The sequence below is a fragment of the Anaerolineales bacterium genome (genome assembly GCA_016928575.1).
GTDB lineage: Bacteria > Chloroflexota > Anaerolineae > Anaerolineales > RBG-16-64-43 > JAFGKK01.
In genome coordinates, this window is the sequence record JAFGKK010000088.1 from 14,666 (window position 1) to 30,109 (window position 15,444).

12 protein-coding genes and 1 tRNA gene are annotated in these 15,444 nt (G+C 61.2%); all 13 read left to right on the plus strand.

Going from position 1 to position 15,444, the window contains the following annotated elements; all coding sequences use genetic code 11:
* The first annotated feature begins 48 nt into the window (after positions 1 to 48).
* Positions 49 to 996: a sugar ABC transporter permease gene (locus tag JW929_10965; GenBank protein MBN1439920.1), complete on the plus strand. Its 948-nt coding sequence runs from the start codon at positions 49 to 51 to the stop codon at positions 994 to 996.
* 13 nt (positions 997 to 1,009) lie between these two features.
* Positions 1,010 to 1,867, plus strand: a complete 858-nt coding sequence (locus JW929_10970; protein MBN1439921.1) for a carbohydrate ABC transporter permease — start codon at positions 1,010 to 1,012, stop codon at positions 1,865 to 1,867.
* 23 nt (positions 1,868 to 1,890) lie between these two features.
* On the plus strand, positions 1,891 to 3,207 hold the full coding sequence (locus JW929_10975; protein ID MBN1439922.1) for a glycoside hydrolase: 1,317 nt from the start codon (positions 1,891 to 1,893) through the stop codon (positions 3,205 to 3,207).
* Between the two features lie 275 nt (positions 3,208 to 3,482).
* Positions 3,483 to 4,613: a substrate-binding domain-containing protein gene (locus tag JW929_10980; GenBank protein MBN1439923.1), complete on the plus strand. Its 1,131-nt coding sequence runs from the start codon at positions 3,483 to 3,485 to the stop codon at positions 4,611 to 4,613.
* A gap of 150 nt (positions 4,614 to 4,763) precedes the next feature.
* Positions 4,764 to 6,320 (plus strand): ATP-binding cassette domain-containing protein, encoded by a 1,557-nt coding sequence (locus tag JW929_10985; protein ID MBN1439924.1) that lies wholly within the window; start codon positions 4,764 to 4,766, stop codon positions 6,318 to 6,320.
* Positions 6,317 to 7,579, plus strand: a complete 1,263-nt coding sequence (locus tag JW929_10990; protein MBN1439925.1) for a sugar ABC transporter permease — start codon at positions 6,317 to 6,319, stop codon at positions 7,577 to 7,579. Before JW929_10985 ends, JW929_10990 begins: the two co-directional genes overlap by 4 nt.
* A gap of 107 nt (positions 7,580 to 7,686) precedes the next feature.
* Complete coding sequence (locus JW929_10995) at positions 7,687 to 8,853, plus strand: xylose isomerase (GenBank protein MBN1439926.1); 1,167 nt, start codon at positions 7,687 to 7,689, stop codon at positions 8,851 to 8,853.
* A 53-nt stretch (positions 8,854 to 8,906) separates the two neighbouring features.
* Complete coding sequence (locus tag JW929_11000) at positions 8,907 to 11,264, plus strand: glycoside hydrolase family 3 C-terminal domain-containing protein (GenBank protein ID MBN1439927.1); 2,358 nt, start codon at positions 8,907 to 8,909, stop codon at positions 11,262 to 11,264.
* 500 nt (positions 11,265 to 11,764) lie between these two features.
* A complete protein-coding gene (locus tag JW929_11005; GenBank protein ID MBN1439928.1) occupies positions 11,765 to 12,043 on the plus strand; it encodes a GYD domain-containing protein in 279 nt (92 codons plus the stop codon).
* Positions 12,044 to 12,341: 298 nt separating this feature from the next.
* Positions 12,342 to 13,277, plus strand: a complete 936-nt coding sequence (locus tag JW929_11010; protein ID MBN1439929.1) for a UbiA family prenyltransferase — start codon at positions 12,342 to 12,344, stop codon at positions 13,275 to 13,277.
* 226 nt (positions 13,278 to 13,503) lie between these two features.
* Positions 13,504 to 13,577: transfer RNA gene (locus JW929_11015), tRNA-Val, on the plus strand.
* Between the two features lie 373 nt (positions 13,578 to 13,950).
* Positions 13,951 to 14,199 carry a hypothetical protein gene (locus JW929_11020; protein ID MBN1439930.1) on the plus strand — a complete coding sequence of 83 codons (249 nt, stop codon included), beginning with the start codon at positions 13,951 to 13,953 and terminating at the stop codon, positions 14,197 to 14,199.
* A 23-nt stretch (positions 14,200 to 14,222) separates the two neighbouring features.
* Positions 14,223 to 15,317 carry a hypothetical protein gene (locus tag JW929_11025; GenBank protein MBN1439931.1) on the plus strand — a complete coding sequence of 365 codons (1,095 nt, stop codon included), beginning with the start codon at positions 14,223 to 14,225 and terminating at the stop codon, positions 15,315 to 15,317.
* Positions 15,318 to 15,444: the final 127 nt, after the last annotated feature.

The following is a 15,444-nucleotide window of genomic DNA, read 5'->3' on the forward strand; positions in this document are numbered from 1 at the left end:
GGTCTCACCCGGTCCCCGCACCCAGTCCACTCACGAAGGAGTCTGCCCATGGCATCCGCCGATACCCGAGGGATTGCCCGGAACCCCCGCAGAACAAGCTTTCTTTCCCACAAGGCGTGGAAGAACCTGACGATCTTTCTGTTTCTGCTGCCGGCGTTTGTGCTGTTCTTTTTGTTCATCGTGTACCCCATTACAAAATCCGTGTACTTCAGTTTCTTCTCCTGGAAGGGCTTCGGCGATCCGACGGATTTCGTGGGTCTGGAGAATTTCCAGCAGATCTTGAAGGATAAAATCTTTCATAGGGCCATCATCAACGGGCTGTTGATCATCGGCCTCTCCCTGAGCGTCCAGCTGCCGCTCTCGCTCGGGCTGGCCATCATGGTCGGCCGAGACCTTCCCGGCCGTGCATTCTTCCGCATGATTTTTTTCATGCCGTACGTCATCTCGGAAGTCATCACCGCCATCGCGTTCATGGGGCTCTACAACCCAGATCCGACGCGCGGTTTGTTCAACGCGATCCTTATCCTCATTCCCGGTGTCAAAGCCCAGGCTTGGCTGGGAAACATGCAATTGGTGATGCCGAGCCTGTTTGTCGTCCTGACGTGGAAATATTTCGGGCTGCACATGCTGTTGTTCCTGGCGGGCCTGCAGGGCATCCCCATCGAAGTGGAGGAGGCGGCCCGGATCGACGGGGCCAACGGCCTGCAACTGCTCCGCTACATCACCATCCCGATGCTCGGCAGCACGATCCGCACCTCGGTCTACCTCTCGATCCTCGGGTCGCTGCAGCAGTTCATCCTGGTGTGGATCATGACCAAGGGCGGCCCGGTGAACGCCAGCGAAGTCATGGCCACCTACATGTACCGCTTCGGGTTCGTCCGCTTCTGGTACGGCTACGGCTCCGCGGTGGCGATCGTCATGCTGCTCATATCGCTGGTGTTCTCGATCGGATACCTGCGGATCATCCGCCAGCCGGAATACCTGGGCGGCGAGTAGAAAGGCAACCGACATGACTTCCCTGGTGGCGCGTCCGAAAATCAACCTGAGGAAATACTCCTCGCGAATCGTCCAGTACGCGGTGCTTTCGTTGATCGTCATCGTCGTGTTCGTTCCCATTGTGATGCTGGTTTTCAGCGCGCTCAAGACGCGCGGCGAGGCGATGACCAATCCGTACACCCCGCCCATTCCCCCGCGCTGGGACAACTACCTCAACATTTTGCGGGCTCCAAACTTCTGGACGATGCTCAAGAACAGCCTGATCGTCATGGCCGGCACGACGACCAGCGTGGTGCTGGTGTGCAGTCTGGCGGCGTTCGTCTTCGCCCGGATGAAGTTCCGCAGCAAGGACCTGTTGTTCAACATCCTCACCCTGGGCTTGATGTTCCCCATCAACATCGCCATCCTCCCGGTGTACCTGCTGATCCGGGATCTCAAACTGCCCGATACCCTCATCGGCGTGATGTTTGTCCAGACCGCCTTCGCGCTTTCAGGCAACATCATGATCCTGCGCGGTTTTTTCCTCTCCATCCCCATGGAATTGGAGGACGCCTCCTACATCGATGGATGCACGGCCTTCGATTTCTTCTGGCGGATCCTGATGCCGATGGCGCGGCCGGCCTTGGCGGCGGTGGCGGCGCTGACGATGATCGCCAGCTGGAACGACCTTCTGGTCCCGCTGGTCCTGATAAACAAGGAGACTTTATGGACCCTGCCGCTGGGGACCATGCAGTTCCAAGGCCAGTACGGGATGGACATCTCCCTGGTGAACGCCTTTGTCTCCCTTTCGGCGGTGCCGACGCTCCTGTTCTATTTCTTCGCCGAACGGCAAATCGTGGCCGGCATGACGGCGGGCGCGATCAAAGGATAAGAAATCAACGAGAACTGGGGAGGATGCCGATGATCGCTCGAACTTCCTTATTCGTTGTCGTCTTCTCCCTTCTCCTTTCCGCTTGCGGAACCGGGCCCAGCCCGGTTCCGCAAGCGGATGGGGGGACGCCGCCGCCGGCAACGGCGGTCGCCCCTTCGCCGGCCCCGCCCACCGCCACGCCCTCTCACCGTCCGGCGGCGACCAGCGTTCAATCCTTCGAAAGCGGCGCCTACCGCAACCTCTTCGCGGAATACCTGGGAAAATCGGAAACCGAGATCCAAGCCAAACTGGAATCCGCCTGGAACCAGTTGTTCTACGGCGACGACGGGACGGAGCGGGTGTACTACCCCGACGGGGAGGACATGGCCTACATGGTCGATATCGGCAACAACGATATCCGCTCTGAGGGCATGTCCTATGGGATGATGATCGCCGTACAGCTGGATAAGAAGGAAGAGTTTGACCGGTTGTGGAAGTGGACCAAAACCCACATGTACCAGACGGAAGGTCCGTACCGGGGGTACTTCGCCTGGCACTGCGACCTCGAAGGAAAACCGCTGGCGGCGAATCCCGCCTCGGACGGCGAAGAGTGGTTCGTCACGGCGCTGTTCTTCGCCTCGGCGCGGTGGGGCGACGGGCAAGGAATCTTCGATTACCGGGCGGAAGCCCTGCAGATCCTGCACACCATGCTCAATAAGACCGAAGAGAACGGGATCGCCACCGACATGTTCGATCCGGAGCACAAGCAGGTGGTCTTCGTTCCCTCCGGAAGAAACGCCACCTTCACCGATCCCTCCTACCATCTGCCGGCGTATTATGAGGTTTGGGCGCGGGAAGCGGAAAAGGACAATCAATTCTGGGCGGATGCCGCCGAGGAGAGCCGGGCTTTCTTCCGCCTCGCCGCCCACCCGCAAACCGGCTTGATGCCGGACTACGCCGAGTTCGACGGGACGCCGACCGGAGGCGAGCATGCGGATTTCCGCTTCGACGCCTGGCGGACTCTCGCGAACGTCGCAGTGGATTACGCCTGGTTCGGGGTGGATCCTTGGCAGGTCGAGCAATCCAACCGGGTCCTGGCATTCCTCGCCTCCCAGGGAATGCATTCCTACCCCAACCAATACACGCTCGACGGAAAACCGCTTTCCGGCGATCATTCCCCCGGCTTGGTCGCGATGGCCGCCGTCGCCGCGTTGGCGGCGGACGCGGACATCGGAACACCCTTTGTCGAGGCGTTGTGGGACGCGTCGATCCCCCGGGGCACATGGCGGTATTACGACGGTTTGTTGTATTTTATGGCTTTGTTGCACGTCAGCGGGGAATTCCAAGCCCGCATGCCGTAAAGGCGTTTTCCGTCCCGGATTCCGGTTCGGTTGGGACGATGGACGGATGGCGGTCTGCGCTGATTCTGATATAATCTGTAGGATTACAGGAAATCCTGCGCCGACTCCCGCGCTCTTCTTGCTGGGAGCGTTCTCTTTATACCGTTGCCGATTGGAAAGGGGGCCCGGTGGTCACGCCAGGAGAGGATTTGTAGGAATTAAGGTAGAATTGCCCGGAAAGGAGGAAGAAGACTTCAGACCAGAACTCCAGAATTCATGATGCAACACCGCTTCAGATGCAAACCATCTTCGAAAGGAGCCGAAATATGTACCGCAAAATTTTCGTGGCACTCTTGCTGGTGGCATTGATGACCGGTTTGGTCTCCTGCGCCGGCGCCGGCAAGACCAAGGTGGGCCTTTCATTCTCCGACTTCGCGACCGAGCGGTGGAAGAATGAAGCCGATCTGATGACGAAGTTGCTGAATGAAAAAGGCTATGATGTCATTGTCCAGGAAGCGGCCCATGACGTCAAAGCCCAGAACGACCAGATCGACAACATGGTCTCGCAGGGCATCAAGGGCCTGATCGTCATCGCCGAGGACGGCGATGCGGCCGTGACCGCCGTCGAGGCCGCCGCCGAGAAGGGCGTGAAGGTGATCGCCTACGACCGCCTGATCAAAACCGCCGATATCGCCGCCTACATCTCCTTCGACAACGTCGAAGTCGGACGCAACCAGGCGGAAGGCGTCATGAAGGCGCTCGGCATTCCGGGCAGCACCACCTGGACCAAGGACAACCCGGCCAAGGTCGTGCTCTCGGGCGGCTCGCCGACCGACAACAACGCCCACCTCGTCCGCCGCGGGCAGATGGAAGTCATCCAGCCCTACCTCGACGAGGGCATCATCACGATCGTCGCCGACCAGTGGGTGGACAACTGGGATCCCGCGACGGCTGAGAAAATGATGGAGAACATCCTCACCGCGCAGGCCAACCAGGTCGACGCCGTGATCGCCTCCAACGACGGCACCGCGCTGGGCGAACTGCAGGCGATGAAGGCCCAGGGTCTGGCCGGCAAGGTCCCGATCTCCGGGCAAGACGCCACCGCCGACGGCTGCAACTCGATCGTCAAGGGCGAACAGACCGTGACCGTGTTCAAGGACATCCGCCTGCTCTCCCCGATGGCCGTGGAAATGATCGACAAGCTGATCAAGGGCGAGACGGTGGAGGGCTTGGTGGCCTTCCCGCTCTCCGATCTGACCGGCGACGACACCAAGACCGGGAACGTGATGGCCAAGTTCCTGGAAGTTGTCCAGGTCACTCAGGACAACGTCTACGACGTCATCGTCAAGAGCTGCTTCCAGCCGTACGAAGACGTGTACCGCGACATTCCGGATGCCGATCGTCCGGAGCCGGTGACTTGCGACTAAGCGTACTGGATACCTCAAACCGGGCGGGCGTTCGCGCGCGCCCGGTTTGAGTCAATCGGTTCTGCAGACAGTGGGGCGGGCCTCCTTAAGGAAGGGTCATCCTATCCGCAAGGAAGCCCGCCCTGCGATACCGGGGCGACGGAGTGCGGCATGAGCGACGACGTCATTCTTGAGTTTCGAAACGTAACCAAAAAGTTTCCGGGAATCACGGCGCTTTCCGAGGTGTCGTTTTCCATTCGGCGCGGGGAGATCCACGGGATCTGCGGGGAAAACGGCGCCGGAAAGTCCACCTTGATGAAGATTCTGTCCGGCGTATATCCCCACGGGACGTACGAAGGGCAGGTGATGTACAACGGCCAGGAATTGAAACTGGAGGACCGTGCGATCCGCAAGGCCGCGGAGCAGGGGATCGCAATCGTATACCAGGAATTGACGCTCGTCCCCACCATTACCGTGGGCGAGAACATCTACCTGGGCAAGGAGCCGGTGGAATTCGGGGTGATCAACTGGCACAAGCTCTACTCCAACGCCGACCGTCTGCTGGAAAAATACAACCTCGGCGTGGAATCCCGCGCGCAAGTGAAGCACCTGGGCGTCGGGAAGATGCAGATGACCGAAATCGCCAAGGCGTTGGCGGAAAACGCCAAGATCCTGATTTTGGACGAGCCGACCAGCGCGCTGACCGAAGCTGAAATCGAACAGTTGATGGATATTCTGCGGGGCCTCAAGAAGCACGGGGTGACCTGCATTTACATCAGCCATAAACTGGAGGAATTTTTCAAGATCACCGACCGGGTGACGGTGCTGCGGGACGGGAAAAACGTCGTCACCGAATCCACCAAAAAATTGAAAGTGGAAGATCTCGTCCGGCACATGGTGGGACGGGAGATGAAGGAGCGGTTCCCCAAGGGGCACCGCAAACCGGGCAAGGTCATCCTCGAGGTGGAGGAACTGCACGCCCTGGACCCCAACGACCGGAACTTTGAAATCCTCAAGGGCGTCAGCTTCAACCTGCGCAAAGGCGAGATCCTCGGCATCGCCGGGTTGATGGGATCCGGCCGGACCGAACTGGTGATGACGCTGTTCGGGGAATACGGAGTCATCCATCGAGGCTTGATTAAATTGGAGGGCAAGGAGATCCGCCCCAAGAGTTCGCGTCAGGCCATGCGGTTCGGAATCAGCCTGGTGCCCGAGGACCGCAAACGCCACGGCTTGGTTCTCATTCAATCCATCCTGCGCAACATCTCCCTGGCCAATCTGGACCGGTTTGCGGCATTCTTCCGCATCAACGACTCCGCCGAACTCCGGGAAAGCATGGATTTCGCCAAAAGCCTGGCGATCAAAGCCTCCAACCTGCACGCCAAGGCGGAATCGCTTTCGGGCGGGAACCAGCAGAAGGTCGTCATTTCCAAGTGGCTGATGTCGCGGCCGAAGGTGCTGATCATGGACGACCCGACCCGCGGGATCGACGTCGGCACCAAATTCGAGATTTACAAAATCATGAACGAGCTGGCCGAACAAGGCATCAGCATCATCATGATCTCGAGCGACTTGGTGGAAGTGCTCGGGATGAGCGACCGGGTGATGGTCATGCACGAGGACCATTCGGTCGGCACGCTCGACATCGCCGACGCCACCCAGGAAAAGATCATGGCGCTGGCCACCGGCACAGCGACCCACCTTACCCCAGAAAGGCCTAAACGATGAGCGCCGTTTCCACTCCTCAAAAAAGCACCCCCATGAATGCGATCTCGCGCGCGGTGCGGGGAAACCTGCAGACCTACGCCCTGGTGATCGCGATGATCGTCATCTGGCTGCTCTTCGCGGCCTTGACCAACGGGATCTACCTTTCGGCGCGGAACTTCTCCAACCTCTTCCGCCAGATGACCATCACCGCGATCCTATCGGTCGGCATGGTGCTGGTGATCGTCACCGGCAACATCGATCTTTCGGTGGGCAAGCTGGCCGGATACGTCTCGGTGGTGGTGGCCACCTTTCAACTGCGGACGTGGATCGCGCTCTTCCCGCCGGACGGCCTGCCGCCGCTATTTGCCGCCATCTTATCCTCTTTGGTCGGAATCGGGGTCGGGACCCTTTACGGAGTCCTGCAGGGTTGGATCATCGCCTACCTGAACGTGCCGGCCTTTATCGTAACCCTGGGAAGCATGTGGGCGCTGAACGGGCTGATCCTGATCCAAACCGAGGGAAGGACGATTGCGGCCAACCAGGATTATTTCGAATTGATCGGACAGGGGTACGTGCGCACGGATGTTTCCTGGGTCGTCGGGGCGATCGTCGTGGTGATTCTCTTTATTACGATGTTCTTGGGCCGCCAGCAGAAATCGAAATACGGATTCTCGCTTTCTCCGCTGTGGATGGACCTGCTGAAGACCGGCTTCTTTGCGGTCTTGATGCTGGGATACATTTTCGTCGTCAATCACAGCAGCGACAATCCGGAAGCCTGCGGGTCGACCCTTCCCATTATCCACGATAAAAGCTGCGGATTGCCCATCCCGGTCATCATCCTGGCCCTGTGCGCGGTGATCGTGGCCTATATGTCGGGCAACACCAAGTTCGGCCGGCACGCCTACGCGATCGGCGGAAACATGGAAGCCTCCCGGCTGTCGGGAATCAACATCAAACGCAACATCTTCTCCGTGTTCGTCCTGATGGGATTGCTGTGCGGCGTCTCGGGCGTGGTGATGGCGTCCTACATCGGCTACGGGACGATCGCCGCGGGCGGAGGCTACGAGCTCGACGCGATCGCGGCCTGCATCCTCGGCGGCACCTCAACCCTCGGCGGCGTGGGCACGATCTTCGGGGCGATGGTCGGCGCGTTGATCATGGCCAGCCTGACCAACGGGTTGCAGATCCTCAACGTCCCGTCGGCGTGGCAATACGTCGTCAAAGGCGCGGTTCTCATCATCGCCGTGTACGCCGACGTGTACTTCAAGAAGAACCGCTAGACCCCGCCGCGGAGCGCGGCGGACGGGCCCGCGTCCATCGGTTCCCAAAACACATCCCCGGCCGCCGAAAGGCGGCCGGGGGAACCTACGGCCCAAAGGAGGCTGCGATGTCGGAGTATTCACCCAAGCCCGAGCATAAATTCACCTTCGGCCTTTGGACGGTGGGCAGCACAGGCCGCGATCCGTTTGGGGAACCGACCCGGGAGAAAAAAACGCCCGTCGAACTGGTGAACCTGCTGGCCGAAGTCGGCGCCTACGGGGTCAATCTGCACGACAACGACCTTGTTCCGATCGACGCCGGCGCCGCCGAACGCGACAAAATCGTCGCCGAGTTCAAGGACGCGCTGAAGCAAACCGGCTTGGCCGTGCCGATGGCCACCACCAACCTGTTCGCCGATCCGGCCTTCAAGGACGGCGCCTTCACCGCCAACGATCCGAAGGTGCGCGCCTACGCCCTGCAGAAGACGATGGCCTCGATCGACCTCGGGGCCGAGCTGGGCGCCAAAGTCTACGTCTTCTGGGGCGGACGCGAGGGAGTGGAAAGCGACGCCACCAAAGACCCCGCCGCCGCGATCAAGCGCAACCGCGAAGCCATGAATTTCCTGTGCGAATACGTCCTGGAGAAGAAGTACGGGATGAAGTTCGCGCTGGAAGCCAAGCCGAACGAACCGCGCGGCGACATCTACAACGCCACCACAGGCCACATGCTGGGCTTCATCGCCACCCTCGACCACCCCGAGATGGTCGGGGTCAACCCCGAAGTGGCCCACGAGCACATGGCGGGGCTGAACTTCCTGCACGGCGTGGCCCAGGCCTGGGAAGCCGGCAAACTCTTCCACATCGACCTCAACGACCAATATCCGGGGCGCTACGACCAGGATTTCCGCTTCGGGTCGCGCGACCCGAAAGCGGCCTTCTTCCTGGTCAAGTTCCTGGAAGACGTCCGCTACGGCGGCAGCCGGCACTTCGACGCCCACGCCTACCGAACCGAGGACTACGAAGGAGTCAAAGATTTCGCCCGCGGCTGCATGCGAACCTACCTGATCCTCAAGGAGAAGGGCGCCCGCTGGAACGCCGACAAGGAGATCCAGGCGCTCCTGGAGGAGATCAACGCCGACGACGGCACGATGGCGGCGTATTTCGGCAAGTACGCCGCCGCCAAGGCCGAAGGATTGAAGCGCCAGGCTTTCGACCGCGCGGCGCTCGGCAAACGCGGAATGAAGTACGAGAGGCTTGACCAATTGACGATCGAGCTCCTGCTCGGCGTGCGCTAGCGGCTTTCCCCGCACGCCGGGCGACCCTATGAAACGGAAACGAGAGTGGTTTCTTGAATCAAATTGAATCGAACCCCAAATACTTGGATGCCACCCGTGCGGTCTCAATCCGGCTGAGCGATCTGCTCAGCCGGATGACCGTCGAGGAGAAACTCTCCCAGCTGACCGCGTATTGGTTCCACGATCTGCTTGACGGGAATTCGCTGTCGGACGACCGGATGCGGACGCTGCTCGGGGACGGCATCGGTCAGATCTCGCGGGTCGGCGGTTCGAGTACGCTGCCGCCGGTCGAGGTGGCCCGGGCTGGAAACCGCGTTCAGCGCTTCCTGAAGGAGCATACGCGCCTTCGGATCCCCGCCCTTTTGCACGAAGAATGCTGTTTCGGCTACATGGGGCTGGGCGGAACGATCTTCCCGCAGATGATCGGCCTGGCCGGCTCGTGGAACCCGGAGCTGGTGGAACGGGTGGCCCGGGAGATCCGGCGCCAGATGCTCTCGGTCGGCGCCCGGCAGGGACTCGCGCCCGGATTGGATATCGGCGCCGATCCGCGCTGGGGTCGGATCGAGGAGACCTTCGGCGAGGATCCATTGCTCGTCACGCGGATGGGCGTGGCCTACATCCGCGGGGTGCAGGGGGACGACCCCGCGCAGGGCATCCTGGCGACCGGCAAGCACTTCATCGGGCACAGCTTGTCCGACGGGGGGTTGAATTGCGCACCGGTCCGCCTGGGGCCGCGGACGATGCGCGAGGTGAACCTGATGCCCTTCCAGGCCGCGGTGGCGGAGGCGGGGATCCGCTCGGTGATGAACGCCTACATCGAACTCGACGGAGAGGTGGTGGCGGCTTCGCGGCCGATCCTGACCGATCTGCTGCGCGGCGAGCTCGGCTTCGAGGGGACGGTGGTTTCGGATTACGACGCCATCACCATGCTGAAGACCTACCACCGCGTGGCGGCCGACGAACGCGAAGCCGCAGTAAAGGCCCTGCGGGCGGGGATCGACGCGGAATTGCCGACGCGCGTCTGCTACGGCGAGCCCCTGCGGGCCGCCCTCGACGAGGGCCTTGTGTCGATCGAGGAAATCGACGCCTCCGTCCGGCGGATACTGCAGGCGAAATTCGAACTCGGCTTGTTCGAGAATTCCTTTGTGGACGAAGGACGCGCGGCGGAGAGCTTCGAAACGGCGGATCAGCGCGCGCTGGCCCGCGAGGCCGCCGCGCAAACGCTGGTCCTCCTTAAAAACGACGGCACCCTGCCGCTGAAGAATCCGCGGACGATCGCCGTCATCGGTCCCAACGCCGATTCCCCGCGCAATATGTTGGGGGATTATTCCTACGCCGCGGACGTGGAGTTGATGACGCATTCGCCCGTGGCCGCGTTCAAGCTGATGCAGGGGGTGGACCAGGATTTCCTGGACCGGCATTCGGTGAAGGTTCCCTCCATCCTGGAGGGGATCCGCGAACGGGCCGGGACGGAGGCCCTGATCCTGCACGCCTGGGGCTGTCCGGTGGTCGGGGATGACCGCACCGGAATTGCCGAGGCGGCGGCCGCGGCGAAAAAAGCGGACGTGGTGATCCTCGTGTTGGGCGACAAATCCGGGTTGACTTGGGATTGCACCTGCGGGGAGACCCGCGACCGCACCCGGCTGGGTTTGCCGGGCGTGCAGGACGAGCTGGTCCGGGCCGTTGCGGCGGCCGGGAAACCGATCGTCGCCGTGCTGATCAACGGCCGCCCGGCTTCGATCCCTTGGCTGCAGGAAAACGCCTCAGCCATCTTGGAGGCCTGGCTGCCCGGGGAGGAGGGAGCCGCGGCGGTGGCCGACGCGCTGTTCGGGTCGGTCAACCCCGGAGGAAAACTGCCGGTGACGGTGGCGCGTTCGGCCGGCCAGGTGCCGATGAGCTATAACCACAAGCCCTCGGGCAACCGCTCCTTTTTCTACGAATACTACATGGATTCCCCGAACACCCCGCTGTATCCTTTCGGACACGGGTTAAGCTACACGACGTTCGAATACGCCGGATTGTCGGTGACCCCCGCCGAAGCGCGGGCCGGAAGCGTCGTCGACATCCGCGTGAAGGTCGCCAATGCCGGAAAAACCGCCGGGGACGAGGTCGTGCAGTTGTACGTCTGCGATCCGCTGGCTTCCACTCCGCGGCCGGTGAAGGAGTTGAAAGGCTTCCGCCGGATCTCCCTCGCACCCGGCGAAACCCGGACCGTCATCTTCCATCTGCCCGTCGACCTGCTGGCCTTCTACGATGAAGCGCTGGACCTCGTGGCCGAGGCGGGAAAGATCGAGGTGATGATCGGCGGTTCTTCCGAGGATATCCGTCTGACCGGCGGGTTTACCGTGATCGGTCCGCCCAAGGTAAAGATTGCCAGGCGCGTTTTCAATTGTCCGGTGGAGGTGCAGTAGGCGGACGGGGCGGCGGCAATCCCAAGCCGCGGGCAGACCTGAAGGGTAGCCCATGACAAAGCCCTGAAATTGGCAGGATTTGCCATGGGGAGCCCCGTTCGTGCGGTCCGTGGCGGATGAAGCGGTCTTTTTTTGGATGTGCTCAGCCAGCAATCGTCAAACTGTCCCCCGCCCTCGGTGTATTCATCGCCGAGGGTGAATTTCGCCGGGATCCATGGAATCATCGAAAACCACGGGATCCCGACTTCAAGCTCCTCCGTTTGGCAGGGGCGGGGGCCGGGATGACGAAGGAATCCAGGAACACCGGCAGCGCTTTTTGAGGTTTTTTCGGGGATAGACAGCCTGAGCGGCGTCTCATTTTTTCGGGTTTGCGCGGAATAGAAGAGTCCGCTTTTTTGGGATCCGGGTACAATGGTATGGATTTACAGGGCCGCCGCGCCTCGGGGAAGGCGGGCGGCGGTCTTTTCGCCGTACCCTCAAATCGGAAAGGAAGACCCAAGATGAGCGCTTACGTTTTGATGGGAAAGTATTCGCAGGATGCGCTTAAGAAGATCAGCGCCAGGCGCACCGCCGGAGCTGCCGCGGTGATTCGTAAAAACGGCGGCGAACTGAAGGCGGGCTATGCGCTGTTAGGCGAGGTGGATGTCGTCCTCATCGCCGATTTTCCGGACAACGCCAAAGCGATGAAAGCTTCGATCGAGCTTACGCGTTTGCTGGGGATCGGTTTTCGCACCGCCCCGGCGGTCAGCGTGGAATATTTCGACACCATGATGGCGTAAAGCATCGCGGGTGCGGCGGTCCGGCGAATCCGGCCGGACGGGAGCCCCCTGCCATAAGGCGGACCGAGTTCCGGATATCGAAAACGGCAAGCCTCCGTCCGGGAGAGCGGCGGTTACATCGTGCCGCTGAGCAAATCGTCCCCCGGGGGATGATCCGGAAATTGCAGGCGCGTTGTATGCCGATCCGGGGAAGGAGGCCGAGGCCGGAAAGGGGGGCGGACGGCCGCGCTGTTCGGAAAACGGGTATTCATTTACAATACAACGGTCTCCAAGGGATCCCTAAGGATAGGATAATTCCATGATCATCAAGCGGCGGATCGACGGCACCATCCGGCTCAGCCGGTACCGCGAATTTCTTTGGTTCGTGCTCATCACCACCCTGCTCGGGGTGGCCTCCTCCAACGGCGAATTCGGCATCCGGATGGTGACGGTGCTGATCGCCAACTGGATGGCGGTGGCGTTCATGTTCATGATCAACGACGTAGAGGACGCGCCGGACGACGCGCTTTGCCCTCAAAAGGCAATGCGCAATCCGATTTCCGCGGGGATGCTTTCTCACCGCAGCGGTTGGTGGGTGTCGATTCTGGTGGGTTTGCTGGCCGGTTTCCTCTACCTGCTGTTGGGCGTCGGACCGGCCGTGTGGGGATGGATCGGCCTGTTCCTGGGGTACGTGTATTCCTGGAAGCGGATCCGGCTGAAAAATTTTCCGATCGTGGATTTCCTCTCCCACGGCATGATGCTCGCCGGGTGCCAGTTCCTGGCGGCGTTTTACACTTTTTCCCCCGGAGTCTACTGGTGGTGGCCGTTCCCGTTTATCATGACGGTGTCGATTTCCATGTACGGCGAGTTGTTCAACGAATTGCGGGATTTCCACAAGGACCGCGAAGCCGGCTTGACCCACACGGCGCTGTTGGTCGGGTACCAGCCGACGGCGGTTTTAATGTACAGCCTGCTCGGGATCGGAGTTCTCTCGGCCGTCATCACCCTGATCGGGATCATGATCGTGCCTTTCTGGGTGCTGGTCATCACCGGCGTCCTGCTGATCTGCCTGCTGATCCCGGCGATCGTGAGGATCGCCCGCCGGGCGCGGACCCGGGCGGCCGAGTACGAACCGCTGCACAAACCGTTCGAGATCTCCTTTGCGGTGGCGCTTTCCACATATTACGTATACCCGTGGCTGGGAGCGTTGGGGGCCCGCCTTCTGCATTGGCTGCCGCGCTTCTCGTTTTTCTAACGGACGCCGAAAGAGAGTCTGGAAATCCTCCTTGCGGACGACCTTCCCAAGGCGCCGGTGGAAGGGATTCGCAGCGGTATTGTCCGATATTCTCCTAGCCTGGAAGGACCTCCCGGGCTCGGGGGGCAATTTCTCCACCGGCGCGCTTTCTTTGGCTCCGCGCCGCAGGGGGAAGGCGGGCAGACTGCACGATTTGCTCCAATTTGTTATAATACGCGCGCTATTCGGGCGCATAGCTCAGTCGGTTAGAGCGCTTCACTCACATTGAAGAGGTCGGGGGTTCGAGTCCCTTTGCGCCCACAGTTCCTCGGTTACCAGGGGGTGTGCATGCACGCAAGTTACTCATCGGTTGACACTCCAGCCTTTTCCGAATCCAGAGAAGCCGATCGCTTAACCCGGCGCAACCGGGCTGGATTCCCGCGTGGCGCCAAGGGAGATCGTATTCCCGGGATGGGATTCCGGATGAATCTTTTCCTCCCCTGACTGCTCGGGGTCCGCTGGATTCCCAAAAAGCGCATGGGTATCGCCGCGGAAGATTGGCCGCTGGCCGCTGGGCGCTTCACTCAAGGAAGGCCGGACCATCGCGCGGAAGGGCGAGGCCGAGGACCGCCCATTGTGACGGGATTCAAGGACATATCTGCGGCTCGGCGGGCGGCGCGGCAAGCCTCTGCGGGTGTTCACCGACGGCTTCTTCTTCATCATCAAACACCGGATCGCCACGGCCGAGCAAGCCGGCGCCGGGATGGGCGCGGCGGACGCGTGCGAGTTCGAGAAGTCCGCCGACGAGGTGACCAAGCGCTTCTCCCAATCCTTGCAGGATCCGTACGGGGCCGCCAGGGCGGAGACGGCACTCCAACAGCAGGTCCGCGAAACGACGGCCCCGCCCGCGAAAGAGGAGAAGACGGTACAATCGAAGAAATGAAAATTGTGCGGGTGGATCCGGGAGTGAAAAGGCAGGTCGGGGAGTTCCTCGACCTGCCTTTTTCCCTCTACCGCGGCTGTCCGCAGTGGGTGCCGCCGCTGGCGGCCGACGCCCGGTCCATGCTCGACCGCAAGCGGCATCCGTTCTACCGGCATTCCGACGCGGCGTTTTTCCTGGCGGACGACGGCGGACGGCGCGCAGTGGGGCGGATCGCGGTTCTCGACAACCGGCACTACAACGAATACAACCGCGAGCGGACCGCTTTCTTTTACCTGTTTGAATGCCGGGATGATTCCGCCGCCGCCAAAGCGCTCTTTCATGCGGCGGCGGATTGGGCCCGGGCGCGGGGGTTGAACCGTTTGTGGGGGCCGAAAGGATTCACCTCGCTGGACGGCATGGGCCTGCTTGTGCGCGGATTCGAGCACCGGCCTGCGCTTGGGATCCCGTACAACTTCCCCTACTATCCGAAGCTGATGGAGGAAAGCGGTTTCCGCGGCACGGCGGACGTCGTCTCCGGATACTTCAACCGTTCCGCGCAACTGCCCGAGCACATCCACAAAATGGCGGAGATCGTCCGGCGCCGGCGCGGATTGCGGATTTTACAATTCCGCTCGCGGCGAGACCTGGCTAAAGTCGTCCCGCGCCTGCAGAAGCTGTACAACGATTCGCTCGCCGGCACGACCGGCAACACGCCGCTGACCGACGACGAGGCCAAAGCGATGGCGGACCAGATCTTGTGGTTCGCCGATCCGCACCTGATCAAACTGATCGCCAAGGGAGACGAGTTGGTGGGGTTCGTCTTCGCGTATCCAGACATCTCGGCCGCGCTGCAGCGCACCCGCGGGCGCTTGTTCCCGTTCGGGTGGATCGACCTCCTATTGGAATTGAGGCGCACTAAGTGGGTCAACCTCAACGGCGCAGGGATCGTCGATAAATACCGCGGCTTGGGCGGGACGGCGATTCTCTTCGACGAGATGGCCAAGAGCCTGCAGGCGGGGAACTTTGAACACGCCGACGTGGTCCAGGTGGGCGTGGAGAACGACAAGATGCAGCGCGAGCTGCGCGGCCTGGGATTCGATTTTTACAAAACGCACCGGATGTACGAAAAGGCGATATAACGATTGATTATCGTCCTTTGAGAATCGACAATCGGAGAACCCAATATCGGAGATACAGACCTGTGAAAGCGGGGCTTTGAAAATTCCTGCGGGGATCTTGCCCAGGGGGAGACGGATCGTTTTTTTT

Coding starts and splice junctions, on each gene's coding strand:
- JW929_10985 (MBN1439924.1), top strand. CDS start 4,764: ATGAGCGACGACGTCATTCTTGAGTTTCGAAACGTAACCAAAAAGTTT.
- JW929_11005 (MBN1439928.1), top strand. CDS start 11,765: ATGAGCGCTTACGTTTTGATGGGAAAGTATTCGCAGGATGCGCTTAAG.
- JW929_10990 (MBN1439925.1), top strand. CDS start 6,317: ATGAGCGCCGTTTCCACTCCTCAAAAAAGCACCCCCATGAATGCGATC.
- JW929_10995 (MBN1439926.1), top strand. CDS start 7,687: ATGTCGGAGTATTCACCCAAGCCCGAGCATAAATTCACCTTCGGCCTT.
- JW929_10965 (MBN1439920.1), top strand. CDS start 49: ATGGCATCCGCCGATACCCGAGGGATTGCCCGGAACCCCCGCAGAACA.
- JW929_10975 (MBN1439922.1), top strand. CDS start 1,891: ATGCCGATGATCGCTCGAACTTCCTTATTCGTTGTCGTCTTCTCCCTT.
- JW929_11010 (MBN1439929.1), top strand. CDS start 12,342: ATGATCATCAAGCGGCGGATCGACGGCACCATCCGGCTCAGCCGGTAC.
- JW929_10970 (MBN1439921.1), top strand. CDS start 1,010: ATGACTTCCCTGGTGGCGCGTCCGAAAATCAACCTGAGGAAATACTCC.
- JW929_10980 (MBN1439923.1), top strand. CDS start 3,483: ATGCAAACCATCTTCGAAAGGAGCCGAAATATGTACCGCAAAATTTTC.